Origin of the sequence: Acinetobacter sp. NIPH1876 (genome assembly GCF_022808535.1) — a bacterium.
In the GTDB taxonomy this organism is placed as follows: domain Bacteria; phylum Pseudomonadota; class Gammaproteobacteria; order Pseudomonadales; family Moraxellaceae; genus Acinetobacter; species Acinetobacter higginsii.
In genome coordinates this window covers 24,219-50,502 of record NZ_JALGBR010000016.1, presented here as the reverse complement: position 1 = coordinate 50,502, position 26,284 = coordinate 24,219, and the positions used below count along the sequence as shown (strand labels likewise).

Here is a 26,284-nt window from a genome sequence, read left to right as displayed (position 1 = left end):
TCCTAGACCTGTTGCTGGAATTGATTGAACAATTCAAAGTTGTCGAAACGATCAATAATCTGTTGTAGTTCAGTTTGTAAAGGACGATCTTCTTGCAGTAAGGCAAAACTTTGTAAGGTCCACTCAACAAAAGCTTTTAAAGGCGGGCTTAATTGAGATTCAACACCTTTCAAATGCACGGCCTGTACACTGGCACAGCATAAGGCCGCCAAAACCTGCTGCGTCAAGGTAATGACCCGAGTCGCATCTCGGGCGGCAATGGTCCCCATACTGACTTTGTCTTGGTTATGGCATTCGGTCGAACGAGAGAAAATAGACGCGGCCAAGGTATGTTTCAGGGCTTCAGCGGTCCAAGCCGAAACCCCAATTTGTACCGCTTTAAAACCATGATTCAAAGGCAGGCGCTCGGCACTGGCACCCGTTAAATTGCGTGCTAAACCATGATTCATTTTATGGTCGACCAGCTGTGCAATTTGTCGGTCCATCAAGTCGGCAATATTGGCGATCATAATCTTCAAACTGTCCATGGCTTGTGCAATATGCCCGCCATAGAAATGACCACCATGCAGTACCCGCAAATTCACAGGATCAATCAGCGGATTATCATTGCTGGAATTTAATTCATTTTCGATAAATTGACGCAACCATGTTTTTGAATCTTCAAACACACCAATAATATGCGGCGCACAGCGTAAAGAATAACGATCTTGTAAACGTGGACTTTGGTGTGCTGTCTGCACTTCACTGTTTAGCCATTCACGTAATTGCTGGGCAATCTGTTGCTGACCTTGATGCGGTTTTTGGGCAAATAAGACTTCATCAAAATGACTTGGATTACCTTCTAAGGCCAACACATTCAAAGCGGTAATCAAGGTACTGGCCAATGCCACCTGCTCTGCTTTTTTATAGTTTAAGCAGGCAATCGCCGTCATCACCGCGGTACCATTCATCAGTGCCAAGCCTTCTTTCGGGCGTAACACCAAGGCGTCCAAGCCTTGCTCTGCATAGACTTGTGCAATCGGCACAATCTTGCCTTGTGCATAGACATCACGCTCACCAACCAAAGCACCTGCAATATAGGACAGAGGCGTCAGATCACCACTTGCCCCGACAGAGCCTTCCGATGGAATCACTGGAATAATGTTTTCATTCAGCATCCAGACCAGACGCTCCAGCAAGGCCAAAGACACCCCCGAATAACCTCGTGCAAGTGAACAAAGACGAGTCACCACTACCGCACGGGCAGTGATCAAATCCAGATTTTCACCGAGACCGCAGCCATGAAAACGAGACAGATGCAAAGGCAATTCATTGACTTGATGCATCGGAATTTCAACCAGACATGAATCCCCATAGCCTGTGGTAACGCCGTAGATCACGCCTTCATCCAGCAACAACTGATCCAGAAAATCTGCACCGCGCTGAATCAATTCACGCCAAGCTGTTGCTGTCGGTAAAGCCACTTGACGCTGTTGTCGAGCAACCGCCACCACATCTTCAATACTGAGTGGCTGCTCACCGACAATCAGAACCGGCTTGAGCATTGCTTCACTTTGACTTGCATTCACGTTATTTTGTCCAAAACTGATAAAAATTAAACCATTGATACGGTGCCCGTAAGCAATGTTGTTCTAATACGGCGACATAGGATTGGGTGATCTGCTGCATGCTGCTTAATCGGGTTTTACGCGGTAAATCCACTTGCTTGGCAATCGCATGAATATGCACCTGAAACTTCTGCTGGACGCGATAACAAAATACGGCTAGCACCGGAACTTTGAGTAAATTGGCCAAAATCCATGCCCCTTGTGGTAATGCAGCCTCATGTCCCAAAAACTGGATGCTTTGCACTCGATCCGACTGCACAGGAATCCGATCCGCCGCCACGATCACCCACTCCCCCTGCTCCATCTTTTCCTGTAACAGCATCGCTGTTTCAATGCCAAGTTCATCCACTGCAATTAAATTGACATCAGCCTTATCATTAATTTTTTTTAAAAACTGATTAAATTGTGAGGCATGCTTTTGATATACCAGTACATTAATTTTTTGTGGGTGCTCTGACTTTATCGCCCGCAGTAGCTCAATATTGCCAAAGTGCGACACCACAATAATCGCGCCTTTTTGGTAGTGTTGCTGGAAGTGCTGATGCCCAAACAATTGCAGTTTTTGCTCAGGAATATGCCCTAACCAGCCCTCAATTTTATCCAGAATACACTCACCAAACTGCATGAAATGCGTATAGCTATTCATCCAGTTCGGCATTGCTGTAAACGGTGACTGAGACCCTGCAAATTGATGCAAACGCTGTAAATATTGTAAAGAAGCCTGTCGAGCTGTTACCGCAAACAGCCAATACCACATAATAATAAAATACAGTACCACACGGCATAACCAACGTCCGCCACAGCGATAAAATCCAAGCATCAGCATCAGCGGCAACAGTCCGCCTCGTTCCTTAATTTGATGCCATGTATCCTGCGAAGTTTGCGGTGTCGTCATCAGTCCACCTTAAACTTATGCCAAATCAGTTTTGGAAAGCGCAGCAGCATCCCTGCAAATAATCGAGCATGTGCCTGACTTAAGCCCAGATTATCACGCCACACATTAAAATGTGACACACCATGTTCAGGATAAATTACCCGTGTAGGCACATTCACAAAAGGGGTATCTTCCCATTTTAAGCGGACCAAAATTTCACTATCAAAACCCATTCGAGGTTGGAATTGAGCAGAATTGAGTACAGCTATGGTTTTCGCCAAGGGATAGACTCGGAAACCGCACATACTGTCTTTAATTTCGAAAGACAAGCTGTTTAACCAGACCCAGAAATGTGTGACATAACGTCCATACAGACGCTTTTTCGGCACTGAATCATCAAAGATCGGCTGACCAATCACCATTGCTTGGGGATGTTGCTGCGACTGCTCGATAAATTTCGGAACATCCTCCCAGCAATGCTGACCATCCGCATCTAGTTGCAGTGCATGTGTCATTCCTAACTGAAAAGCATGTTGCAGCCCAGTCATGACCGCTTGCCCCTTGCCTTGGTTGGTCTGATGTTCCACTAAATCAACCAATGGATGCTGTTGTACCAGTTGATGCAGAATTGCCGTACATTCGGCATCACTACCATCATTGACGAGAATAATCGGACATTGAAATTGTTCCAGATACTCAACAAGATCAGCAAGATAGTGCGGATGGTTATACACAGGAATAACAATGCCATAGTTCAACATCAGCGGACTCCTAGACCTGTTCAAGCGCAAACAATAAACGCCCTGATGCCAAGACCTGTTGCTCTGAGGTGATTTCAAAACTGATTTTATGTAATTTACGGCTTAATTTTAATTGCACCACCGCATAAGGACGAATCAGGTTTTGAAACTTCAATTGCTCAAACCCCTGACACCACTGTAAATCAGACCAACTATTCTTGGCAAACTGCTGAATAAAGCCAATCTGTCCCACACCCGGATAAATCGGTTGGGTTGGGAAATGTCCCTTAAAACATTCCAGTTCAGCAGGAAACTCAAGGCTGAAATACTGCTCATCCTGTTGTTGCCATTGCGATAACACGACAGGCTGTAACATTGGGCTAAATAATGCTTTTAAATAATTTTTATCCCGTTTTGACTGGGTATTTTGCGGAATCTGACTCAAAAAACGCCACTGTCGAGGAATGGCAATGCTTTCCAGCTGAAACTGTAACTGCTGCTTCAACTGTTTGACAAAAGCGGCTTTACCTATCGTCATTAATTGCTGTTGAGCCTCGGCACTGAGCACCACAATCGCCGCTAGAATTTGTCGATGCTGATGTTCAAGTAAGAGTGTGTGGCTTTGCTCTACTTCCTGCAAGGTATTCAAACTGTGCTCAATCGCATCCAGACTCAAGCGCTTTTCTTCCAACTTGATAATGCGGTCCAAGCGACCTAAAAGTTTGAATTGCTTATGGTCGATATCGATCCACTCCGCAGCATCGCCCGTGATAATCCAGCCGGACTCACCTGCATGGTTACTTTGCACCATGAGTTGGGTGTTTGCAGCAATCTGAATCTCAACATTATTAAAAGCTGTCCATGCCGCATCATCATATTGACGATGTGCAATGCCTCCGGTTTCTGAGCTCCCGAGTACTTCAACAATCGGAACATTCAAATGTGGTCGGACACCTGCATCTAATTTGCCACCCGAACTGAACACTAGTTCACACTGCTGCAAGACCAGATCCTGCGCCCAGCGTTTCAATAAAGCAGGACTGGAAATCAGATAGTTGCTCCACCCTTGTTGGGCTAAACGCTGTTGAGCCTGAATGACATCTTCAGGAAAAGCCAATTGCGGATTAAAAAAATGGCGTCCTGTTGCGAGTGGTAAAAGCAGTTTGAACAGTAATCCATAAATATGCTGGTGACTGACTGTTGCAATAGCAACGCTTTTCTGCTTGAACTGAAAACTACTGGCTAAGCCAATCACTTCATTGAGCAGTTGCTTCAAAGTACGTTCAATCTTTTTCGGTTCACCAGTTGAACCTGAGGTAAAGAATATGATCTCAGCCTGATTTAAAAAATCATCATCTTGTATACGAATCAGTTGCGAAAAGCTTTCGTCTACATTCACAGTCGCAGCAACAGGTTGACGGCTCAGAAAGTAAATCTGTTGCTGGGCCAATTGTTGTTCTAAATCTCGAACACGATTGGGAGGTAAAATGATTTTTTTATTGGCCAATAAGCCTGCAAAAAATAATAGCAAAAACTGGGAACTATCTTGTTCCCACAATGCCCAAGTCTCTTGGCTCAATCCCCTGATTGCGGCGGCTTGTTCAGCGACGTCTTGCCAAAAATCGGCATAAGAAATTGTTTTTAATTCAGAGCTAATACACAACGCATTCGCTGAATCAGCATCATTATAAAAAGAAATAGGCATAATATTTTAAGGGGCCGTTTGATTTAAACGTTGATGTTTTTTTCGCAAGATGTACTCACCGAGAAATAAGATTCCCATCAATAGGTAAGACACAAAGCCGTTATAAATGATCCAATATTTCATGGGTGCAAATACCGTTGCCAGTGCAATCATGGCATTTATTGCAAAGAAGAAGCACCAAACCACAGTGACTTTCCGTGTCCATACTACACCAGAGGCTGGCAGATCAGGCTCAACCAGACGCGCAAAACGCTCAATCATGGACGGTGGTCGATACAGTGTCAGTGCAAAAATGATCAACGCACCAAGACTCATACCCACAGGATAAAGCTTGAGCCAAGCATGATCTTTTAAAATCAGGCTCAATCCACCACAAATAATGGCTAAACCAGTCAGTGGTAACATCAAATCTCTTTTGGCGCTCAGCAAGCGACTCACACCCAAAACGATCAGTAAAATACTGACCCAGATGAACTGTCCATGCGACAGGCTCCATCCAACAATAAAGGGGTACAACACAAAAAAAGTGATCAATCCCCCTCTAATGAGATGTCTCATTCAGCGGTCATGTTCTGAATGACAGCAACAACATCTTGTACGGTTCTGACTGCTTTAAAATCTTCAGGCTTGACTTGTTTACCAGTCAGTTCTTTAATTTTAACCACCAGATCGACAGCATCAATACTGTCTACATCGAGATCTTCATATAAATTGGAATCAAGTTGGATATCATCAGGTTCAATTTCGAATAAATCCTGCATCCACTCTCTTAACTTTGCCAGCACCTGTTCTTGAGTTAACATTGATCTACTCCTTAACCTGCTTGCTGAGCTTCAACCAAAGCCACTAAACTTTGAACTGATTTAAAATGTTGTTTGGTTTCATCTGATTCTGCATTCAAATGAATGTTATAGCGTTTTTTCAATGCCAAGCCCAACTCAAGCGCATCAATTGAGTCTAAGCCCAAACCCTCACCAAACAATGGTGCTTCAGTTTCAATATCACTAATGCCAATATCCTCAAGCGCGAGAACATCAATAATCATTTGCTTTAATTCATCAGCAAGATTGCTCATTTTTCGATAACTCATTATTAAAAATTTGATAAAAACCTTGATTCAACTGACGCACCTGTTTCGGTGATACGTCTGAATCTGCCAAGATATCTTGGACTTCAATTGCATCCAGTACCTTAATCTCGATATGAAAAGGCTGTGCGGGCACATGATACCATTTTTCATTTTTGGTTAAGGTCGAGGGTGTACATCTAATCAAAACTGGACGTACCGGCACATTGGCACGAATCGCAATATTTGCAGCGCCGCGTTGGAACTCATTCAGACATTCGCCTTTTTCGGTTCGCGTTCCTTCAGGAAAAATCAGTAATGAAGCTGCACCTTGCTGTTTTAATCGAAGCACACAGTCTTCAATAAACTGCTGCGAACCCGCATTTAAAATATAACCCGCACTACGTACTGGACCACGAGTAAACAGATTTGACCAAAGCGATTGCTTCACCACACAATTGGCCTGCTGCATCAATCCAATCATCACCACCACATCAATCAAGGTCGGATGATTGGCAATCACCAACTCTTGGCGGCTATGTTGCAGTTTTTCCAGTCCCTCGACTGAGTAGGTCATGACGCCAAGTTTGACCATCATTTCAGTAAAGCCCTTAAAGCTATAATGAATGACTTGCTGTGCACGTTGCTGACGCACAACTGGATTGCGGCTGCTTAAATGAACCAAGGGTGCCACAATGGTTGCAATCCCAACCCCGCCTGCACCAAAACTGGCAAAGCTGAAACCTGTCGCTGCAACACGCCAAGCATAATTGGCTTTCTGTTTAATCTGGTTCAGCTTTAACATTTTTTCCATCTCAATACCGATTGGCCAATTTCAGCAGCCTGCCAAAACTGGTAAAAAGTCAAACTTTCTAATGATTCTGATCCATTAAGCTGTAAAACTTCCAGATTGGGATTTTCTAAACTCACAACGGTCGCCAAAGCAAATGCGGGGAACTCAACCGTATCAGCATAAACACTCGGTAAAGCTTGATCATATGCCACCACTAACACACGTTGTGCGGTAGTTGTTGACTTTAAAATTGCATAAGCCTCAATCAATGCTTCCGTCCATTCACAGCTTAAACTTGTCGAGGGCGTCGCATCCTGACATAGAATCGAATACAAGCCTGCAATTGCATTATGAACTGAGGTTGAAAATTGTGTTGGTGATGGTGTTTGTTGTTGTAATACGTCTTGGAGAATATCCAAGGTTTTTTGTTCATCCCCAAATCGGGAAACCCATACAATATAATCAACATGTTGACCATTTAAGCTTGTCAAAGCACTGCTTAATGCCATTTTTGCCAATGCAGATAGACGGCGACGCTGCATGGCTGGAATAGCGTCCAACGCAGCATAGTTTTGCTGTGCATCAATCAACTGAGGCTGCGTTATATGGAGTTTCAACATGCAATGCACAATCCAATATGGTTTAAAAAATAATCAATTTGTAGAAATTTTGCGGTGGCATTATAGCACTGGTGCGAAATTTAACAAAAAATAATTCTTATTACATTTCAACAACTTATATTATTTATTTTAAATAAAACCCAAAGCCAAGCCAAACTAAACAAAAATATGCATTGTTTATATTAACTAATAAAAGAATAGCATCAAAAAAGCCCAAAGCAAACTTTGGGCTTTTATCATCAAGACCAGCTTAACGTTTGAATTTCTTTTCCGCTTTCTTGAACTTCTGAACATAGCGACGTTTACGTGCCGCTACACGCTCATCGACTTGAGATTTACGCCCCTCAAATGGATTATCCGATGTTTTGAAATCTACACGAACCGGCGTTCCTTCCAGTTTATAAACTTTACGGAACACGTTCTCAAGATAACGACGATAGTCTGCAGGTGTTTTATCCACCTTATTACCATGAATCACGATGGTTGGTGGGTTCTGTCCACCCATATGGGCATAACGCATTTTGATTCGTTTACCACCAATCATTGGCGGTTGGTGTGCTTCAGTCGCATCATTCAAAATCTGAGTCAGTTTCGCAGGAGAAACTTTTAAATGTGATGAGTCATAAGCACGATGGATGGTTGGGTACATTTCACCTACGCCAGTGCCATGCAATGCCGAAATTAAATGAACTTTGGCCCAAGGAATAAAGTCAAAACGACGGTCTACATCCAACTTACATTGCTTGCGATCATACTCGGTCATGTTGTCCCATTTGTTGATCGCAATCACCATGGCACGGCCAGCTTCAAGCGCATAACCAATCAAATGTAAATCTTGTTCGACCACCCCTTCACGGGCATCTAGTACCACCACAATCACATGCGCATCTTTAATCGCTTGTAAGGTTTTCACGATTGAGAATTTCTCAATCATTTCCTCTACTTTACCTTTACGGCGTACACCTGCTGTATCGATCAAAGTATATTGACGACCATCGCGCTCATAAGGAATATAAATCGAGTCACGTGTTGTACCCGGTTGGTCAAATGCAACAACACGGTCTTCACCCAACAGGCGGTTAACCAAGGTTGATTTACCAACGTTAGGACGACCAATAATGGCTAAGCGTAAACCTGTAGCTTTGTCATGTTCTTCTGGATTCTCATCTTCTGGAACCTCAGCCAAGACATCTTCGAGCATCTGTTGTACGCCACGTCCATGGCTCGCCGCAACTTGTAATGGCTCCCCCATACCAAGCTTATAAAACTCAACCAGAGCAGCTTCTGCATGTACACCATCTACTTTGTTGGCAACCAGATATACTTTCTTGCCTAAAGTACGAAGTTCACGAGCGATTTGCTCATCTGACGCCAAGAGGCCAGCACGCGCATCAACGACAAAAACAATGATGTCTGCTTCATGAATCGCAGTTTTCGACTGCTCGGCCATGTAAGAGTCGATACCACCTTCGTTCTCACCAATACCACCCGTATCGACAACAATGAACGATTTATTTTGATAAACCGCATCGCCGTATTTGCGGTCACGAGTTAAACCAGCGAAGTCAGCAACCAAAGCATCACGACTTTTGGTGATTTGGTTAAATAGCGTTGATTTTCCGACGTTTGGACGACCAATGAGCGCAATAACGGGTTTCATAGATTAACCTTAATTCAGACGAGCCATCGTTGATGACATCGTATCAGAAACAGTATGGAAGATTTTGGTGATCAAGTAATCACAATAAAAATTCGGGGTTTTGTTTAAACAAATACCCCGATCATTCTTTTATTAGCAATAGCTAATTGAGCATTTTACCACAAGCTAAGACAAAATTAACGATTCTGCCAAATGGTTAATGCACCTTTTCGTGTTGCGACATAAAGCTGATTGTCAATCACACGTAATGAGCGAACCTCACCACTGGTTTTTGCACGACCAATTAGCTTACCTGAGGCTGGATTAATCAGATGAATCACACCATCCAAATCACCCACAACAAGGTTTTGTCCTAGCATCACAGGATTGCTGAGCTTACGATTCAACAATTCTTCATTTTGCCAAACCAACTCACCTGTTGCCAAGTTATATGCATTCAACTTGCCATCTGTGGTCGCAACGAAAACTTTATCATCCGCAACTTCAGCGCTATTGGTACTGCTCGCATCTTCACTCCACACCACACGTTGTGTTGCAAGATCGGTCACGGTCACTTGACCTTGGAAGCTCGTCGTCACCAGATATTGGCCTGAAACCACTGGATCACCCACAACATCCACTAGTCGCTGAATGTCAGAACGACCTTCACTGATCGCCACACGACGTTGGAAACGCGGTACACCACTGATGATATCCAAAGCATAGATATAGGCATTGGCAGAACCAATTAGCACAGTACGCTCATCTAAGCGAACAGGTGCTGGTTGACCACGCAAACTAAACTGAACATTCGGTAGCTTATACGCCCAAACCTGTTGTCCTGTCGCTGCATCATGCGCAAATACCGTACCATCATTGGCAATCGTAATCACACGACCTGACTGGATCAGAGACGGAGATAAAATGGCACCTGACAATTTTGCGGTCCACTTCTGTTCACCTGTGGCTTGGTCTAAAGCAAATAACTGACCTTTACGATTACCACTCACCACAATTCCCTCACCTGCTTCTACACCAGCAGTGAGTTCTTGTTTGGTAATTTTACTTTTCCAAAGACGCTGTTTACCTTTGTATGCAGAAACCTGACCATCTGGGTCAATCGCAAAAATCACACCATTGTCTGTATCCAACTGCAAACGTAAAGCTTCCGCAGCATCAGTAGACGAGACACTTTGTGAAAACACAAGGTTTAAATTTTGTTCTTGCGTGATTTTTGGCAATGGATTCGGTTTTGCTTCTTTTACTTTATTGCTTGAACAACCAACGAGTAAAGCTGAAGCAATTGCAATTGCCAAAGGTAATTTTAGTTTATTCTGCATTAAGACTCATCCACTTTGGTATCTAAGATCGGGCGCTCAAACTCAGGATCATCTACTAAAACGCCAACACTTTCGAGTTTAATTTGTAAAAGCTGACGTTCTTGTTTACGCTCGAGTAGGTTATCCCATGCACTTTGATATGCTTTACGCGCAGATTCATTGTCTTTTTTCGCAACAAAAATATCACCGCGAAGTTCATCAGCAGTCGCCTTAAACGCAGGATCAGTCACGCTCGTTAAGGTTTTTAACGCTTCATCGTATTTGCTTTGCGCCAATTGCGCATCCGCTAAACGTAATTTAACAATTTGAACTAAACCAGCATCTTTAACTTTTGAAGTTTCAACTTTCTTCAAGGCTTTTTCAGCAGCAGCATAATCTTGCTTGTCATAAGCAAGTTTCGCCATGATAAATTGTGTTTGAATCGCTTGTGCAGAATCCGCATCATCTTTCACAATTTTATCCGCCGCTTCAGATAAGCTGGCAAAGGCATTTGGTTGACCTGATACTGCTTTCGCCTCATCCATCAATTTCTGTACCTTTGCTGTTTGGTTCTGGGCTTCAGCAAGGTTTTTCTTTTGCCAATATTCCCATCCGAAAAAGGCAATCAAGGCAATGAGAATTCCGCTAATCATTGCAGAACCATATTTTTTGGCAAACGACTTTAACTGGTCGAGTTGTTCATCATCACTTAAACTCATGTGATTGTCCTTTTCCTAAATTGTGCAATTTATTGTTTAAATTTTTCGATAAAAAATGGCGTCAGTTCAGTTAAAGCCACTTGTGCCTGTTCAGCCGTTGCAAGCTCTTTCACCAATAACTGCTGAGATTCCCACTCACGCTCACCCAAGATCACTGCATAGGTTGCACCTGATTGATCGGCCTTTTTCATTTGACTTTTCATGCTACCTTGAGATCCAGTTTTTAAGCGGATTGAACTGTTCGCTGCTTCTAACTGGTCACGGATTTGTTCAGCCAAGACCAAGGCTTTAGCTTGATACGCCGGCTCAGCCAATAAAAACACTTCACAATCACGGACATCTTTGGTTTGCGCAACTTGCTCGACCAATAACAACAAACGCTCCATCCCCATGGCAAAACCAACCGCTGGTACAGACTGATCTGCTTTACCTTTGAGCTGTCCAACCAAGCCATCGTAGCGACCACCAGCACAAACCGTCCCTTGTGAACCCAACATGGTGGTGGTCCATTCAAATACCGTTTTGTTGTAGTAATCCAAACCACGAACGAGCTTTTGGTTAATCACAAACTCAACACCAGCATCCGTTAAGTATTGCTGTAATTGCTGAAAGTGATTAATTGAATCTTCTTTTAAGAAATCATGCAACTTCGGTGCATTTTCCAAAATCTTTTGCGTTGATTCAATTTTAGAATCCAAAATACGCAATGGATTCGTCGTTAAACGACGTTGCGAATCTTCATCCAACGCATCTTTATGCTGGTTTAAGAACTCAACCAAAGCCGCACGATATTCTGCACGTTCATCACTTTCACCTAAAGTATTTAACTCTAAGCGAACATTCGCAGCCACACCCATACGTTTCCATAAACGTGCGGTCATTAAAATGATTTCAGCATCAATATCCGGCGTTGCGACACCAAAAGTTTCCACACCAAATTGATGGAATTGGCGATAACGACCTTTTTGTGGTTTTTCATAGCGGAACATCGGTCCGAGATACCATACCCGCGGTGTCGCACCACGCAGTAAGTTATGCTCTAACATCGCACGCACACAACCTGCCGTTCCTTCAGGACGCAAGGTCAGTGATTCTGGCGGTGTACCTTTGTCGAAAAAGGTATACATTTCTTTTTCAACAATATCAGTCGCATCACCAATGGCACGCTTGAATAGACCTGTTTGCTCAACGATTGGCAAACGGATTTGTTGATAACCATATGCATCCATTAACGATGCAAGTTGTTGTTCCAGACTTCTCCAAGCCGCAGTTTGCGTTGGAAGGGTGTCATTAAAACCTTTGATAGCGACGATTGAACTCATGATGAACTACGAATAATGACTTTAGATTTTGCTTCTTCAAGCTCTTGAACACGTTGACGAACCATTGTTTCAATTTCATCAACCAGCTGATTTGTATCAATTAAATGGCTCTTTTCACCATTTCGATAGACCAGTGAACGAGGTGATGCACCTACAATCCCGATATCCGCTTCTTTGGCTTCACCTGGACCATTCACTTTACATCCGATCACAGACAAGTCCATCGGGGTACGGATATCTTCTAAACGCTCTTCCAAAGCCTGCATCACTTGAATCACATTGAATTCCTGACGTGAACAGCTTGGGCAAGCAATAAAGTTAATCCCGTTTGAGCGTAAGCCCAACGATTTTAAAATATCAAAACCGATTTTAATTTCATCTTCTGGTTCAGCCGCAAGCGAGATGCGCATGGTATCGCCAATGCCTTCCATCAACAGTCCGCCCAAAGCAATTGCCGATTTGACTGTACCAGTACGGTAAATCCCTGCCTCAGTTACACCAAGGTGTAACGGATTATCGATCTGTTGAGACAGCAGACGATAGGCATCCATAGTCAGGAACACATTCGATGCTTTGACACTGACCTTAAACTCATGAAAATCTAAACGGTCTAGAATGTCGATATGACGCATTGCCGATTCAAGTAAGGCCTGCCCTGTTGGCTCGCCATATTTCACTTGTAAATCTTTTTCCAGAGAACCTGCATTGACACCAATACGAATCGAAATACCATGATGTTTTGCCGCAGCAACCACTTCACGCACTTTCTGATCCGAACCGATATTACCCGGATTGATCCGTAAACAGTCTGCGCCATAATCCGCAACCGCTAAAGCAATACGATGATCAAAATGAATATCTGCCACCAAAGGTACAGAAACGCGCTTACGAATCTCGCCAAACGCCTCTGCTGCTTCCATCGACGGCACCGAAACACGCATGATATCTGCACCTGCATCTGCACAGCGCTGGATTTGCGCCACAGTTGCATCCACATCACAGGTTTCAGTATTGGTCATACTTTGAACACTGATCGGGGCATCACCACCGACATACACGGAACCAACACGGATTTTTCGTGTTGGACGGCGTTTAATTGGATTCACAATCATCGTATAGCTCTACTCTTTGGCATTAACGAGACAAACGGAATTCTGCTTTTCCATTGACTGTATATGGAGACAAGGAGATTTGCTCCTGATTTAAAGTCAATGCGACTGCGGTCGCGTCATCTAAACGAATTTGAAATGGCGATTCGCCACTTAAAGTCAAAGTCGATGCTTGACGACCTGTTGCCAATACTTTACCTGTTGCATCGACAATATGCACAGAAGTTGGTCGATTAAAATTCAACACCAATTGGTCACCAGATGTTGCAGTGGTGGTATTCCCCATTGGCAAAATCTGAACATCCGAATTTTTGATCTTCGGTACATCATCTTCATCTTTATGGCTTGATGTCCAATTCTGCACCGCCATAACCGCCAACCATGCTAAAACTGCAACAGCCGCAACGATTGCAATACGTTTTAACCAGATACGGTTACGCACGCTTTTCGAACCTGATAATTTCCCCATAATTTTAATCGGAGAATTATTCAAGGCATGGCTAGCTTTCAGTCCAGTATCATTAACATAGATTTCATCAAAACGCTGAATGATCGCACTAGCATCTGCATTTAAATGCTTTGCATAAGCTCGATAATAACCTTTGATAAAAGTTGCTTCAGGTAATGATTTATAATCATCTTGCTCTAATGCTGTCAATGTTTTGACAGGCATATTCAATACGTTTGCAATCTCTTCAATTTCTTTCTTTTGTGCAATACGAATTTGACGCAAATACTCACCAGGTCGTTGAATATTTCCTAAGGTTGACGATGGCGAGGTTGAGCCAGTTGGCTGATGTGAATTTGGATTTATTTCCATACGGCCTCAGTACTGTACTGTAATTGCAAATAACGTTGATATTCTGGACTATCAGGAAATAGCGCACGTAGCTGATTGACTAACACTTGCATTCCTAATTGATCCGCATTCGCTCGAGCAATGCGTAGACCAATCCAAAGTGCCCGAGCACCTTGGTTTTTCTGTCCCACGTTACGAACATATTGTTCGTATAGTTGCGACGCATCTCTATTATTTTGTTGCAAATAGAAAATTTCCGCCAACTCTAACATTGAAATGGTTGCATTTCGATTCGCTTGTAGCGCTTGTTTGAATGATTTTTCAGCATTCGCAACATCGCCCAATTTCAAATAGATTCGTCCTAGGTTTTCCAACGACTGAAAACGCTGTTCATACCCTAAGGTTGCACCCGCACGAGTAAATTGCTCAATGGCATCATTATAGCGTTGCTCTTGATACAAATATGTACCGTAATTATTACGCGCTTGAGCATTATCAGGTTCTGAGGAAATTGCACGCTTAAAATAAGCTTCTGCTTTTTCCATATTGGTCTTGCTACCTTCTTGTTGCAGCAGAATTCCCATCATCATATTGGCATTGGCATCACGTGAATCAACCTTTAGGGCTTGGTCAAGCGAACGCTTGGCTGCGTCTAAATCACGATTGCGAATATATTCAGCTGCAAGTTGGGTCCGGACTTGCACTGCTTTTTCTGGATCTTTTTTTAATGTTGAAGATGTTGATTGACATGCTGTTAAGCCAAGTAAAGTAAACATAACAGCTGTCGCAATAATCGTTTTTGGTCGAGTGGTATTCAACGCCTTTTCCCCAAGTATTATCCTTGTGTGCGCAAAATTTCTTGTTGTTGCGCCACTTTCTTTTTCCATTGTTCAGCACGACGAGTACGGTCAGCAACCTGTCCTACCAATTGTCCACACGCAGCATCAATATCATCACCACGTGTCTGACGAATCGTACACACAAATCCAGCATCCGACAAAGTTTTTTGGAAGGCAATAATTCGGTTACGACTCGAGCGACCATAAGGCGCATGCGGGAACGGATTAAATGGAATAAGATTGATCTTACTCGGTAAATTTTTTAACAGTTTTAATAATTGTTGTGCGTGCTCAGGCTTATCATTGACGCCATCGAGCATCACATATTCGATGGTGACATGACGACGTGAGCTTTCATTACCATCTTTAGCGAGATAACGTTGGCAAGCCGCAATTAACTGTTGTAATGGATATTTTTTATTAATCGGCACCAGTTCATTACGCAACTCATCATTTGGTGCATGTAAGGAAATTGCCAAAGCAACATCGATATCTTGCGCCAGTTGATCAATTTTCGGTACGACACCTGAAGTTGATAAGGTCACACGGCGTTTTGACATACCATATGCAAAATCATCTAGCATGAGCTGCATAGAACTGAGTACAGCATCATAATTGAGTAAAGGCTCGCCCATACCCATCATCACCACATTGGTCACGGTACGTTCACGTTCAGCCACAGGCACCTCTTCCATATAGGAATAGTTCGCCATCCATAACTGACCAATGATTTCAGCTGGGGTTAAATCACGTTGAAAACCTTGCTTACCCGTCGAACAGAATGAACAATCCAATGCACAGCCCACTTGTGATGAAATACACAAGGTCTTACGTGCACCTGTTTTATCTTCCGCAGGAATCAATACGGTTTCAACCAATGACCCTTCACCATCTCCAACACGGAACACCCACTTACGGGTTCCATCTTTCGAATAGTTACGATGTACCACATCAGGTGCTTTAATTTCACAAATCTTTTCGAGTTTCTCTCGTAATTTGCCTGAGATATTGCTCATCTCAGCAAAATCAGTCACAAAATATTGATGAATCCATTTCATGACCTGACCCGCACGAAATTTCTTTTCGCCTAAGTCTTCGAAAAATTTTTCTAATTCAGCTCGAGACATGCCAAGTAAATTTACTTTTTTCTCGGCAGCATGAACGACAGGCGTAGAAACAGACTGTTGTTTTTCATCTAAATTTTCTGATGAAACGACCACTGCAGAACTCATGTATATTTACCTAAACAATATCGACGCTAAAAAATGCTGTGCATTATTCGCACAACACAAGCTATAAGAAATAAAAAACCAGATAAGTAGTATACCACTTATCTGGTCTGAATACTTTGGATTAACGAGTGCGTGGGCAAATCTCATTATCAGCAAAGAAGTAAGCGATTTCACGCTCAGCAGAAGCAACTGAGTCAGAACCGTGAGCAGCATTTTCGTCGATGCTTACAGCGAAATCAGCGCGGATTGTGCCAGGAGCAGCTTCTTTAGGATTTGTAGCGCCTAAAATTTCGCGGTGAGCAAGAACTGCATTTTCGCCTTCAAGAACTGAAACAACCACTGGACCAGAAGTCATGAATGCAACTAAGTCAGCAAAGAAACCACGTTCTTTGTGCTCAGCATAGAAACCTTCAGCATCCGCTTGAGAAAGGTGCTTCATTTTAGTTGCAACAATTTTCAAACCTGATTTTTCGAAACGAGCAAAGATGTCGCCGATGTGGTTTTTAGATACTGCATCTGGTTTTACGATAGATAAAGTACGTTCAATCGCCATGATTGACTCCTATTATGGTTTAAACTAAAAAATTTGCCGCATTATACCGATGTCATCGCTAATAATCAGCTTGAATATGCAAAACTTAAGCGTTTTCTGACGAATTTTTAACGAACTTCATCTAGCCATGCCATTTGAATGGCTTCAAGCAAACCTTCAGTTGACTTATTTGGGTCATCACTAAAGTCAGGCAAAGCACAAACCCATGCATGTAAATCGGTAAAACGAATCCATTGTGGATCTACATCTGGGTGTGCTTCGGTGAGTTCAATCGCAATATCAATCGTATCTGTCCAACGTAAGCCCATATGACAACCTAAATAAATGAATGTAATTGAGCGTACTTTAACAAATCATACAAATTAAGAGATAGTGTTCTGTCGCTAAATTCGAGATAAAACACCTTACAAAGCGATATTGGCAGTTGGCGCGAATAAGATAATCCCACTGGCAACCGATGCACCAATCATCGCCCCTACAATCACATCACTTGGATAATGCAGACCGAGTACCATGCGAGATAAGGCAACCAAAATGGTGAATGGCAACATTAACAGCAATAGTAGAGGTTGAATATAACCCAAAGTGATGGTCACCATCACTGCATGCAAAGTGTGACCTGATGGAAAACTAAAATGATCGAGTGGTCGCTCACCCAACACAATCACCTGATGCACCTGATAGGGTCTTGGGCGTGTGGTTTTATTTTTTAAAAACTTATAGATCAAGGTTCCAACAGAACCTGCTGCAATCACATACAATAGTTGCAGACCGTATGCCAGACCTTGCATTGCCCATACAGACAACAATATGACATACCAAAATGGCCCATCCCCCAAACGACTGATCGTTTTAAAAAATAAAGCGATCCGTTGTGACTGCGAGAGATGATTGAGGTAGACACACCCTTTTAAATCTAAATCAAGTATTTTTATTTTTGCATTTTGAAGATTCATACGATTTCTCCTCTTTTTGAGAGTAGCTTAAGTCGCGGTCATGGGAGACTCCTCACGACTTGATATAGTGCTTGTTCTAATTGTTGTACTGGGAACTGCCAGCTACTTTGCTGCACACTTTCACTGGCCAATAAGCCCATTTGTCGTAATTGCGGCAAGGCAGGTAATTGGCAAATCGATTGAATAAGATGATCTGTTTGCCCCAATGGACTCAACCAACCAGTGACATTCGGTTGTACATGCTGATGGGCACAGACATAATCATAAGCCACCACCGCTAAGCCGCTGGCAATTGCTTCTAAGACCACATTTCCAAAGGTATCGGCTTGGCTGGCAAAGGCAAACACATCGGCACTGGCATACGCGGCTGAGAGTTCACGACCACTCAGACTGCCCATAAAGATAATGTCATCCGATTGTGCCATCTTGCCTAGACGGGCACGATCTGGGCCATCACCGACAATTACAAACTTCACATTTTTACCTTGTTGGGCCTGTAATGCATGAAAGCTTTTAATCAGCACATCGACTTCTTTTTCTGGCGACAAACGTCCGACATACAACATCACTCGGGTATCGGCATCGACACCCCATTGTTGGCGCAATTGTTGTGAACGATGTTTGGCCGAGAATTTTTCAGTATCCACACCACGCCCGACCACCACCAATGGGCAAGTCACACCGAAACCACGTAAAGCTTGTTCGGTATATTGACTCGGTACACAAGTCACATCAGTGCTGTTATGAAACCACGTTAAATAGCGCTGAATCGGTTTAACCAAGAAAGCCAGATCAAAGAAACGGCTAAAATCATGAAAGGCTGAATGGAAACCACTGGAGACTGCGATTTTTCTTGATTTAGCTGCTTGTAAAGCAGTTAAACCCAAAGGTCCTTCAGTCACAATATGCACCACATCTGGGGCAAATTTTTCAAAGGCTTTGGACACTTTAATATATTGCGGCCAACCAAACTGAATACTTGGATATTTCGGAATCGGCTGTGACATCACCAAACATTCTTGTTCAGGGTGAAATTCGGTACAGACTGCTTTTTGAGTTGGTCGTACCAATAAAATTTTATGTCCGAGTCGCTGTAAACCTTGACACAATTGCATCATCGATAAAGCCACGCCATTGATTTCGGGTGGCCATGTTTCAGTCACAATGGCGATTCGGAGACGAGGACGAACGAGATCACTAAGCTCTGACAATTCATCTTGTTTATTTTTGAGTTGTTTCCTTTTAAAGTAAAATTTAAAATTTTCAGGAAACTCTTGCTTGAATAGAGATGTCGCGTATGTACTCTGCATATCGCCATCCATTTGTGTCGTTATTTTCATGCTTTCAGCTTAAAAACATTATTTGACACTTTAATGATCAGTCTATGACAGTTTTTTGACAGTCTTAAAATAAAAAATGCCCAATTTTAGTATAAAAATGGGCATTTAAAAGAGATCACTAACGGATCAAGCTAAAGGATTATCCACCGCAAACATGTGTTGATCTTCCAAACGGAACGCCATTAATTGCTGACCCCAAACACAGCCACCATCGACATTTTGAATTTGAGTGCTAATGGTCTTGCCCTGCAAAGCCGCCCAATGTCCAAAAATCAACTGATGGGTCTGTGCTGCCTGACTTTCAAACTCAAACCATGGTTGGAAACCCTCAGGCATCGGTGCATCGAGTGCATCTTTAAAATCAAATTCTAAACGGCCTGTTGCATCAGTTAACCGCATTCGAGTGAGATAATTGGTAATACAGCGTAAGCGTGCCATACCTGTGAGTTCATCTGACCATAGATCAGGTTGTGAACCATACATCTCGGCAAGAAAGCCATCCAAAACCGAGAGATCATCATGACCCACTACCTGCTGGACTTCTTGTGCCAATGCCACCGTTTGTTCGGCATTCCAAATACACGGTACACCTGCATGGGTAATCAAGGTCTGCGCATTTGGAGATAGGCTTAACGGCTGTTTACGCAACCAGTCGATCAACTCATCACCATCAATAGCATCAATCACTTCTTGAGTATGATCTTTGTCTTTGGCCTTTTTAAAACCACGGGCGCAGGCGATCAAGGTTAAGTCATGATTACCTAATACCGTTGCAGCAGCACCACGATCCGCCAGTTTTTTAATAAAGCGTAATGCGCCCACTGAGTTTTCACCACGTGCAACCAGATCACCCGCAAACCATAAAAAGTCTTGATCTGGATCAAAGCGGATTTCTTTTAGCAACGCTTTCAGTGCTTCAAAACAGCCTTGTACATCACCAATGACATAGTTATAGCGCTTAGACATCAAGCCACCATCTGATCAGAAAGTGCAACAAAATCAGCTAGGCTCAAGGTTTCTGGACGTGCCATCGGATCAACGCCTGCTTTCTCAAAGCCATCTTCCACCAACATGCCTTTTAAGCTATTGCGTAAGGTCTTACGACGCTGGGTAAATACATGACCCACTAATCGCGCTAAAGCTTTCTCATTTTTTGCCACAATCGGTTTAGTTGCATATGGCTCTAAACGGAAAACAGCTGAAGTTACCTTCGGTGGCGGATTGAATGAGCCCGGTGGCACTTCAAACAAGAAGGTTGGTTTACAGTAATACTGGATCATCACCGATAAACGACCATATTCTTTGGTGTTTGGTGTTGCCGTAATACGATCAACCACTTCCTTTTGCAGCATGAAGTGCATATCTTTGACTTTGTCACCGAACTCCAAGAGATGGAACAACAAAGGTGTTGAAATGTTATAAGGTAAATTACCCACCACGCGCAGTGGACGGCCGTCTTGAAACAGTTGTGTGAAGTCGTATTTCAACGCATCGGCTTCAATAATGGTCAAACGCTCAGGATGTGGCACACGACCGGGCAAACCCGCAGCCAAATCACGATCCAGCTCAACTACGGTCAACGCATCACATTCGCCAATTAAAGGTGAAGTCAATGCCGCTAAACCCGGTCCGATTTCGACAATATTTTCGCCCGCACGCGGATTCACTGAGCGTACAATTTTGGCAATCACACGTTGATCATGTAAGAAGTTTTGACCAAAACGTTTTCGGGCCTGATGCCCTTCATCTTTAGGGTTCAGGGCATTAATTTGATACATAATAATTCCAACGTGAATAATTTCTTGCCCATCACTGACGGGCTAAATCAAGTGCTAAATCCACTGCGACATGTAAGCTTGATGCTTTCGCCTGTCCAGTGCCTGCAAGAGAAAGTGCTGTGCCATGATCGACCGAAGTCCGAATAAATGGCAAGCCTAATGTAATGTTAACTGCTTCACCAAAGCCTTGTGATTTTAACACAGGTAGACCTTGATCGTGATACATCGCCAGAACAGCATCGGCATCTTTTAGATTTTCTGGGGTAAATAAGGTATCCGCAGGTAAACTGAGGCTCATGTTAATCCCCTGTGCGCGATAGGTTTCTAACACAGGATTAATCACTTCGATTTCTTCTCGACCCAAATAGCCATCTTCACCGGCATGCGGATTCAGACCACAGACCAAAATACGTGGTGCAGCGATTTTAAATTTTGTTTTTAAATCATGAAGCAAAATATCAATCACTTGCTGCAAACGCTCTGTGGTAATGGCATCAGGCACATCACGCAAGGCTAAGTGTGTCGTCGCTAAGGCAACTCTTAATGTTTTCGTTGCCAGCATCATCACCACACGATCAATACTTGCAAACTCTTGGTAATATTCAGTATGTCCGCTAAATGCGATGCCCGCGTCATTAATAATTGATTTTTGTACAGGTGCTGTAGCCACACCCACACTCTGTCCAGACATCGCACAATCGGCTGAACGACGTAATTGTTCCAATACATAAGCCGCATTGGCTGAATCCAATTGTCCCAACACAACAGGCTTAGCTAAAGGCACATGTTCAACAAAAAGTTGTCCCTGCAAACTAGATTCAGTCTGTCCTTGATAAGCAATCAGTTCAACATCAAGACCTAAAAGATTGGCGCGTTGCTGCAACATTTGCATATCAGCCAAAATAACAATGGGCCGTTCATCTACACGCTCTGCCAAACTCAGACAGATGTCTGGGCCAATTCCTGCAGGTTCGCCTGAAGTGACATATAAAGGGAGCATAGGTATCGCCAATCTTTTTGATTACCTCTAGTGTAACCAAAATCTAAAACGAGCTATAGCCCTTCATTTTTTATAATTTACTTTACTTCGGGATTTGTTGTCGCTTTGGGTAAGTTTTGTGGCACTAGATTCGAAGGTACAAACTCGACCTTGCGTGTCCACGGATTAATCTTGGGCTGTACTTTCTTCTCAGCCTGTACGATCACTGCTTCTTCTTTTTTCTCAGGGACTGCTACAGCACTCGCGGATTTATCTGCCAATGGATTGCTAACAGTTTCTTTCTTTTCAGCCACTTGTACAACTTGAGTCTCTTTCTTCTCCACAGGAGTTGGTGCAACCACTGCACTGACTGGGCGTATATATGGTGCTGCGATTGATCCTTGTTTGACAACCGTTTGTGTGGTTGGTTGCTGAACAGGCTGTACCGTTGTATTGGTCGCTTGCCCTTGTAAATTCATCTGATCGACAGGAATCTCAATCGCTTTCATTTCTGCAGTCACAGCCATCGAAGGGTCAACATGATCGTTGCCACGACTTTCCAGCACCTCAAGCTTACGACTGGTGCCCTCTTTGGGCTGAAATTCTGAATAATTGGTGACGCTGGTCTGATCTACCCATTTATAAAGTCGTCGTGCATTGGTTTGTGTTGAACAAACGCCAATTAATAGTGTGACTACAACAATTTTTGTAGAAAACGACAACTTCATCAAATTCCCCAAGAGAAGAGGTAAATACTTCTATTTATTTCAAATAATTGGAATAAAAATGATAGGGTAAATCCAGCCCCCTCACAAGACAAATAATGTGCTATTTCATTCAGTGTGCGTTAATTCCCAAACCAGTCACATTGCAGCAAATTCTGGCATTTCCGGCTAATTTTTCTTGTGTGCTTTTATAAACTCATGTAGAATTCGGTCTCCTTTTGTTTGGACAGATTTCATCGTCCAAACCAACTATAATAGGTAGTGGTTTAAATGAAAACTCTCAGCGCTAAGCCAGCTGAAGTTCAACACGACTGGTATGTTGTTGATGCTTCTGGCAAAACTTTAGGTCGCCTTGCGACTGAAATCGCTCGTCGTTTACGCGGTAAGCACAAAACTTCTTATACTCCTCACGTTGACACAGGCGACTACATCGTTGTGATCAATGCTGAACATGTTCAAGTGACTGGTAACAAATCACTTGATAAGAAATACTATCGCCATACTGGTTTCCCTGGTGGTATCCGTGAGACTAACTTCGAGAAGTTAATTGCTCACAAACCTGAAGCAGTTTTAGAAAAAGCTGTTAAAGGTATGTTACCAAAAGGTCCTCTTGGTTATGCAATGATCAAAAAAATGAAAGTGTACGCTGGTACTGAGCATCCTCATACTGCTCAACAGCCACAAGTTTTGGACATCTAAGGGATACAGCACATGGCTACTAATTATGGTACAGGTCGCCGTAAGACCGCAACTGCACGTGTTTTCTTATCAGCTGGTACAGGTAAACTCGTAATTAACAACCGTACGCTTGAGCAATATTTCGGTCGTGAAACTGCTCGTATGGTTGTGCGTCAGCCTTTAGAGCTTTTAGAAGTTACTGAAAAATTTGACCTTTACATCACTGTTAAAGGTGGTGGTATCGGTGGTCAAGCAGGCGCTATCCGTCACGGTATTACTCGTGCATTGATCGCTGCTGACGAAAACTTAAAACCTGCTCTTCGTCAAGCTGGTTTCGTTACTCGTGATGCTCGTGAAGTTGAACGTAAGAAACTTGGTTTACGTAAAGCTCGTAAACGTCCTCAATTCTCTAAACGTTAATCGTTTTACGAATCGGACAAAAACCTCGGATTTATCCGAGGTTTTTTTATTGCCTGCGTTTCATCATTTCTTTTTAGAACAATCCATCATCGCATCACCGGCAGAAGCGAACTCAGTGATCTTACAGCCATTCTGTGTATAGGTCTTGCTCACTTTAGAAAATTGATGATCTTTCGGGATCGGTGCATTACACGGTTGACCTGTTTTTTCATGAATCATCTGGACTGGACCATCATTATAAAGAGTGACCTGACACCCCTTGACCACATACTGTTTTTTGATCCCACCATATTGTTGCCCACTATCATCATCAGCCGCATCAGCAATAACGGCATCGGCAGCGGCCTCACTCTCTACTGATGAGACATTGTCCTGCTCAGATCCTGTAGGCGAGCTAGCACAACCAGCCAGTAACAACGCTCCACACAAAACAATCAGGTAATCTCGCTTCATTCTATTTTCCCTCTTTGAACTTATTGAATCATAAATCTATTCTGTAACATGTATATTGTTCAGCTTTAAGTGATTTCCAACGTTAATTTTAGTATTCTAAACAGTCAACCATAATTTTTTGGACTTATGTCTTTAGAAAATCCCCCAACCCCTGTCCAAGGCATTACGCTTTATAGTCATGCAGATGATTTCCGTTCACACTGGATTCGTTTTTTACTTGCTGAAAAACAAATCAAATACCAACTGATTATTACAGATCATGAGGATGAGGATTTAGCTGATCTCAATCCCTACAATCAACTTCCAATGTTGATTGAACAAAACCTAAAGCTATTTTCAGCCAATGTCATTGCTGAATATTTAGATGATCGCTATCGTCAAAATAAACTCTATGCCGATGCCCCGATGGCGCGTGCCGAGCAACGCCAATACATTTGGCGCTTTGAACAAGATTGGTTCAAGCTTGCCGATCATATGCTAAGACATACGGATACGATAGACCCACAGCAAAAGCAAAAAGCACAGAAGGAGCTTCGGGACACCCTAATTTCTCTCACCCCTCTGTTTCAGCATTTTCCATTTTTTATGTCGGAAACTTTTTCAATTTTAGATTGTATGCTCGCTCCAATCTTCCTAAGGCTAAAAAGTATGGGGGTTGAACTCCCTGCACAGCACTGTCGACCTATATTCTTGTATTGCCATCGTATCTTTAGCCGACCATCGTTCATTAAATCAATGACAGCTCAAGAAAAAAACAGCTACAATGAATTGATTTCTACGATTTAATAAGTTTTTCAATTATGTCTGAGCAAATAACTTTTACACCTACACGCCCATATCTTGCTCGTGCCATTTATGAATGGATTTGCGATAACCAACTGACACCATATTTATTGGTGGATGCGACGCAACCCCATACTGATGTTCCCTTACAATTTGTGAAGGATGGTCAAATTGTCTTAAATCTTGCTCCACATGCCATTCATCAGCTACATATGAGTAATGAAGCGATTAGCTTCTCTGCTCGCTTCGGTGGCGTTGCAAAAGAAATTTATGTGCCGATTCGTGCTGTATTAGGTATTTACGCAAGAGAAAATGGTCAAGGCTTGTTTTTTGATGCTTCTGAATATGCAGAAATCGAAGACTCTACAGCGGCATCAATCGATGAAACAAAGCAAGAAACTGAACCAACGAAAAAGAAACCTTCACTAAGAATTTTAGATTAAGCGAGGATCGTCACGATGGCATTTGATTTAGTTCAATATTTTTCTGAACAAATAAAAATTCAAAAACCACAACTTTTTGATCAATATTCTCTTAAAGAAAAACAAACATATATTGATGAAGTAAACGTGTTGGCACTTGGACAATTGATTAGTCTATGGAAACAAAATCCACAGAAACTCTATCAAGAAGTCCATACTGCCGATCCTCTTTACATTCAAGAGGTTGCTCGCCATCTCACCACCTCAGCTCATAATCAATCGGCACTTAAAGCAACCGAATTGGAAAAAAGCCTGTCAGATGTACTGGCCTTACAATTAACTGAATTGAAACAGCTTGATCAGACTGGCAGCTTTGGGCAAACAGGGCTAACAGAACTTTTATTGGGTCAGATTGAGCATCTATCTGGACAAGCAGAAGACTGGGTTTGGTCAACCAATCAACTCACCGAATTACTCGGCTCGAAGCCAGTTATTCAGCAAGAAGTATCACTTGAAGCGACGATGCAAGAATTCAATCAAATGGTTCATCAAGCACAACCCGTTGCGCATGATGATGAGCCTACGATCGAAGTCGAAATTCCAGAAACTCCAACTTGGGCCTATATTGTTTCGCCTTTCGTGGCATTGGTCATTCTGATCTTTTTGTATTGTTCATATTGCCAATTGGTTTCCGTTTAAGCTCACTATTTAAATGATAAAGAAAGTACGATTGCTTTCTTTATCATAGACTTATTATTAATTTTATTTTATTTAAAAAATCAATGTACCTATATTAATTAAAAACAATTTACAT

At 42.7% G+C, this 26,284-nt stretch carries 31 protein-coding genes; 5 read left to right on the top strand and 26 right to left on the bottom strand.

The window, feature by feature from the left end; genetic code table 11:
• Positions 1–2 precede the first annotated feature (2 nt).
• The 25 genes from MN869_RS16815 to MN869_RS16695 all read right to left on the bottom strand — a co-directional run bounded on the left by MN869_RS16815 (position 3) and on the right by MN869_RS16695 (position 22,717).
• Positions 3–1,544, bottom strand: a complete 1,542-nt coding sequence (locus tag MN869_RS16815) for an aromatic amino acid ammonia-lyase (protein ID WP_171550305.1) — start codon at positions 1,542–1,544, stop codon at positions 3–5.
• A 25-nt stretch (positions 1,545–1,569) separates the two neighbouring features.
• On the bottom strand, positions 1,570–2,502 hold the full coding sequence (locus MN869_RS16810) for a hypothetical protein (RefSeq protein ID WP_004802671.1): 933 nt from the start codon (positions 2,500–2,502) through the stop codon (positions 1,570–1,572).
• Positions 2,502–3,245, bottom strand: coding sequence for a glycosyltransferase family 2 protein (locus tag MN869_RS16805; protein ID WP_241304780.1), 744 nt, complete (start codon positions 3,243–3,245; stop codon positions 2,502–2,504). The genes MN869_RS16810 and MN869_RS16805 overlap by 1 nt, the downstream gene beginning before the upstream one ends.
• A 7-nt stretch (positions 3,246–3,252) precedes the next feature.
• On the bottom strand, positions 3,253–4,926 hold the full coding sequence (locus MN869_RS16800; protein WP_241304661.1) for an AMP-binding protein: 1,674 nt from the start codon (positions 4,924–4,926) through the stop codon (positions 3,253–3,255).
• Between the two features lie 6 nt (positions 4,927–4,932).
• On the bottom strand, positions 4,933–5,484 hold the full coding sequence (locus MN869_RS16795) for a septation protein IspZ (protein ID WP_033134451.1): 552 nt from the start codon (positions 5,482–5,484) through the stop codon (positions 4,933–4,935).
• Positions 5,481–5,729 (bottom strand): acyl carrier protein, encoded by a 249-nt coding sequence (locus MN869_RS16790; RefSeq protein WP_004802664.1) that lies wholly within the window; start codon positions 5,727–5,729, stop codon positions 5,481–5,483. The genes MN869_RS16795 and MN869_RS16790 overlap by 4 nt, the downstream gene beginning before the upstream one ends.
• 11 nt (positions 5,730–5,740) lie before the next feature.
• Positions 5,741–6,001 (bottom strand): phosphopantetheine-binding protein, encoded by a 261-nt coding sequence (locus tag MN869_RS16785; RefSeq protein ID WP_005206340.1) that lies wholly within the window; start codon positions 5,999–6,001, stop codon positions 5,741–5,743.
• The gene (locus MN869_RS16780; RefSeq protein ID WP_241304660.1) at positions 5,985–6,806 is read right to left on the bottom strand and encodes a lysophospholipid acyltransferase family protein; all 822 of its coding nucleotides are present in this window, start codon (positions 6,804–6,806) and stop codon (positions 5,985–5,987) included. The genes MN869_RS16785 and MN869_RS16780 overlap by 17 nt, the downstream gene beginning before the upstream one ends.
• Positions 6,791–7,405: a beta-ketoacyl synthase chain length factor gene (locus tag MN869_RS16775; protein WP_241304659.1), complete on the bottom strand. Its 615-nt coding sequence runs from the start codon at positions 7,403–7,405 to the stop codon at positions 6,791–6,793. The genes MN869_RS16780 and MN869_RS16775 overlap by 16 nt, the downstream gene beginning before the upstream one ends.
• Positions 7,406–7,655: 250 nt before the next feature.
• The gene (der, locus tag MN869_RS16770) at positions 7,656–9,065 is read right to left on the bottom strand and encodes a ribosome biogenesis GTPase Der (protein WP_004802653.1); all 1,410 of its coding nucleotides are present in this window, start codon (positions 9,063–9,065) and stop codon (positions 7,656–7,658) included.
• Between the two features lie 176 nt (positions 9,066–9,241).
• The gene (bamB, locus tag MN869_RS16765) at positions 9,242–10,384 is read right to left on the bottom strand and encodes an outer membrane protein assembly factor BamB (protein ID WP_005322313.1); all 1,143 of its coding nucleotides are present in this window, start codon (positions 10,382–10,384) and stop codon (positions 9,242–9,244) included.
• The gene (locus tag MN869_RS16760) at positions 10,384–11,082 is read right to left on the bottom strand and encodes a tetratricopeptide repeat protein (RefSeq protein WP_243308789.1); all 699 of its coding nucleotides are present in this window, start codon (positions 11,080–11,082) and stop codon (positions 10,384–10,386) included. Before MN869_RS16760 ends, bamB begins: the two co-directional genes overlap by 1 nt.
• A 29-nt stretch (positions 11,083–11,111) precedes the next feature.
• The gene (gene hisS, locus MN869_RS16755; protein ID WP_004802648.1) at positions 11,112–12,404 is read right to left on the bottom strand and encodes a histidine--tRNA ligase; all 1,293 of its coding nucleotides are present in this window, start codon (positions 12,402–12,404) and stop codon (positions 11,112–11,114) included.
• A complete protein-coding gene (ispG, locus tag MN869_RS16750) occupies positions 12,401–13,516 on the bottom strand; it encodes a flavodoxin-dependent (E)-4-hydroxy-3-methylbut-2-enyl-diphosphate synthase (RefSeq protein ID WP_241304658.1) in 1,116 nt (371 codons plus the stop codon). The genes hisS and ispG overlap by 4 nt, the downstream gene beginning before the upstream one ends.
• Positions 13,517–13,538: 22 nt before the next feature.
• Complete coding sequence (locus MN869_RS16745; protein WP_004802646.1) at positions 13,539–14,333, bottom strand: helix-turn-helix domain-containing protein; 795 nt, start codon at positions 14,331–14,333, stop codon at positions 13,539–13,541.
• The gene (gene pilW, locus MN869_RS16740; protein WP_216077148.1) at positions 14,324–15,130 is read right to left on the bottom strand and encodes a type IV pilus biogenesis/stability protein PilW; all 807 of its coding nucleotides are present in this window, start codon (positions 15,128–15,130) and stop codon (positions 14,324–14,326) included. The genes MN869_RS16745 and pilW overlap by 10 nt, the downstream gene beginning before the upstream one ends.
• 17 nt (positions 15,131–15,147) lie before the next feature.
• Entirely contained in the window at positions 15,148–16,383 is a 1,236-nt protein-coding gene (gene rlmN, locus MN869_RS16735) for a 23S rRNA (adenine(2503)-C(2))-methyltransferase RlmN (RefSeq protein WP_005206346.1), read from the bottom strand.
• 121 nt (positions 16,384–16,504) lie between these two features.
• Positions 16,505–16,936, bottom strand: coding sequence for a nucleoside-diphosphate kinase (gene ndk, locus MN869_RS16730; RefSeq protein WP_004652531.1), 432 nt, complete (start codon positions 16,934–16,936; stop codon positions 16,505–16,507).
• 107 nt (positions 16,937–17,043) lie between these two features.
• On the bottom strand, positions 17,044–17,244 hold the full coding sequence (gene iscX / locus MN869_RS16725; protein WP_004652532.1) for a Fe-S cluster assembly protein IscX: 201 nt from the start codon (positions 17,242–17,244) through the stop codon (positions 17,044–17,046).
• A 96-nt stretch (positions 17,245–17,340) separates the two neighbouring features.
• A complete protein-coding gene (locus MN869_RS16720) occupies positions 17,341–17,892 on the bottom strand; it encodes a phosphatase PAP2 family protein (protein WP_241304656.1) in 552 nt (183 codons plus the stop codon).
• A 38-nt stretch (positions 17,893–17,930) separates the two neighbouring features.
• Positions 17,931–19,202, bottom strand: a complete 1,272-nt coding sequence (locus MN869_RS16715; RefSeq protein WP_241304779.1) for a glycosyltransferase family 1 protein — start codon at positions 19,200–19,202, stop codon at positions 17,931–17,933.
• A gap of 156 nt (positions 19,203–19,358) precedes the next feature.
• Positions 19,359–20,198, bottom strand: a complete 840-nt coding sequence (locus MN869_RS16710; RefSeq protein WP_004802637.1) for a symmetrical bis(5'-nucleosyl)-tetraphosphatase — start codon at positions 20,196–20,198, stop codon at positions 19,359–19,361.
• A complete protein-coding gene (gene rsmA / locus MN869_RS16705) occupies positions 20,198–21,010 on the bottom strand; it encodes a 16S rRNA (adenine(1518)-N(6)/adenine(1519)-N(6))-dimethyltransferase RsmA (protein WP_004802636.1) in 813 nt (270 codons plus the stop codon). The genes MN869_RS16710 and rsmA overlap by 1 nt, the downstream gene beginning before the upstream one ends.
• 31 nt (positions 21,011–21,041) lie before the next feature.
• Entirely contained in the window at positions 21,042–22,010 is a 969-nt protein-coding gene (pdxA, locus tag MN869_RS16700; RefSeq protein ID WP_241304655.1) for a 4-hydroxythreonine-4-phosphate dehydrogenase PdxA, read from the bottom strand.
• A 77-nt stretch (positions 22,011–22,087) separates the two neighbouring features.
• Positions 22,088–22,717, bottom strand: coding sequence for a hypothetical protein (locus MN869_RS16695; RefSeq protein WP_005322304.1), 630 nt, complete (start codon positions 22,715–22,717; stop codon positions 22,088–22,090).
• 267 nt (positions 22,718–22,984) lie between these two features.
• Between MN869_RS16695 and rplM the strand changes: the two genes are divergently transcribed.
• Together rplM and rpsI are read left to right on the top strand one after the other, a co-directional pair.
• Positions 22,985–23,413, top strand: a complete 429-nt coding sequence (gene rplM / locus MN869_RS16690) for a 50S ribosomal protein L13 (RefSeq protein WP_004652543.1) — start codon at positions 22,985–22,987, stop codon at positions 23,411–23,413.
• Between the two features lie 12 nt (positions 23,414–23,425).
• A complete protein-coding gene (rpsI, locus tag MN869_RS16685) occupies positions 23,426–23,812 on the top strand; it encodes a 30S ribosomal protein S9 (RefSeq protein ID WP_004775642.1) in 387 nt (128 codons plus the stop codon).
• Between the two features lie 63 nt (positions 23,813–23,875).
• Here rpsI and MN869_RS16680 read toward each other — a convergent pair whose 3' ends face one another.
• The gene (locus MN869_RS16680) at positions 23,876–24,265 is read right to left on the bottom strand and encodes a hypothetical protein (RefSeq protein WP_241304654.1); all 390 of its coding nucleotides are present in this window, start codon (positions 24,263–24,265) and stop codon (positions 23,876–23,878) included.
• Between the two features lie 126 nt (positions 24,266–24,391).
• On the opposite strand from MN869_RS16680, the gene MN869_RS16675 reads away from it, so the two are divergent.
• Genes MN869_RS16675 through MN869_RS16665 form a run of 3 tightly spaced genes read left to right on the top strand, consistent with a single transcriptional unit; the run spans position 24,392 to position 26,169 of the window.
• A complete protein-coding gene (locus tag MN869_RS16675) occupies positions 24,392–25,051 on the top strand; it encodes a glutathione S-transferase N-terminal domain-containing protein (protein ID WP_005206356.1) in 660 nt (219 codons plus the stop codon).
• Between the two features lie 14 nt (positions 25,052–25,065).
• Positions 25,066–25,491, top strand: coding sequence for a ClpXP protease specificity-enhancing factor (locus tag MN869_RS16670; RefSeq protein ID WP_241304652.1), 426 nt, complete (start codon positions 25,066–25,068; stop codon positions 25,489–25,491).
• A gap of 15 nt (positions 25,492–25,506) precedes the next feature.
• Positions 25,507–26,169: a hypothetical protein gene (locus MN869_RS16665; protein WP_241287294.1), complete on the top strand. Its 663-nt coding sequence runs from the start codon at positions 25,507–25,509 to the stop codon at positions 26,167–26,169.
• The last annotated feature ends 115 nt before the right edge of the window (positions 26,170–26,284 follow it).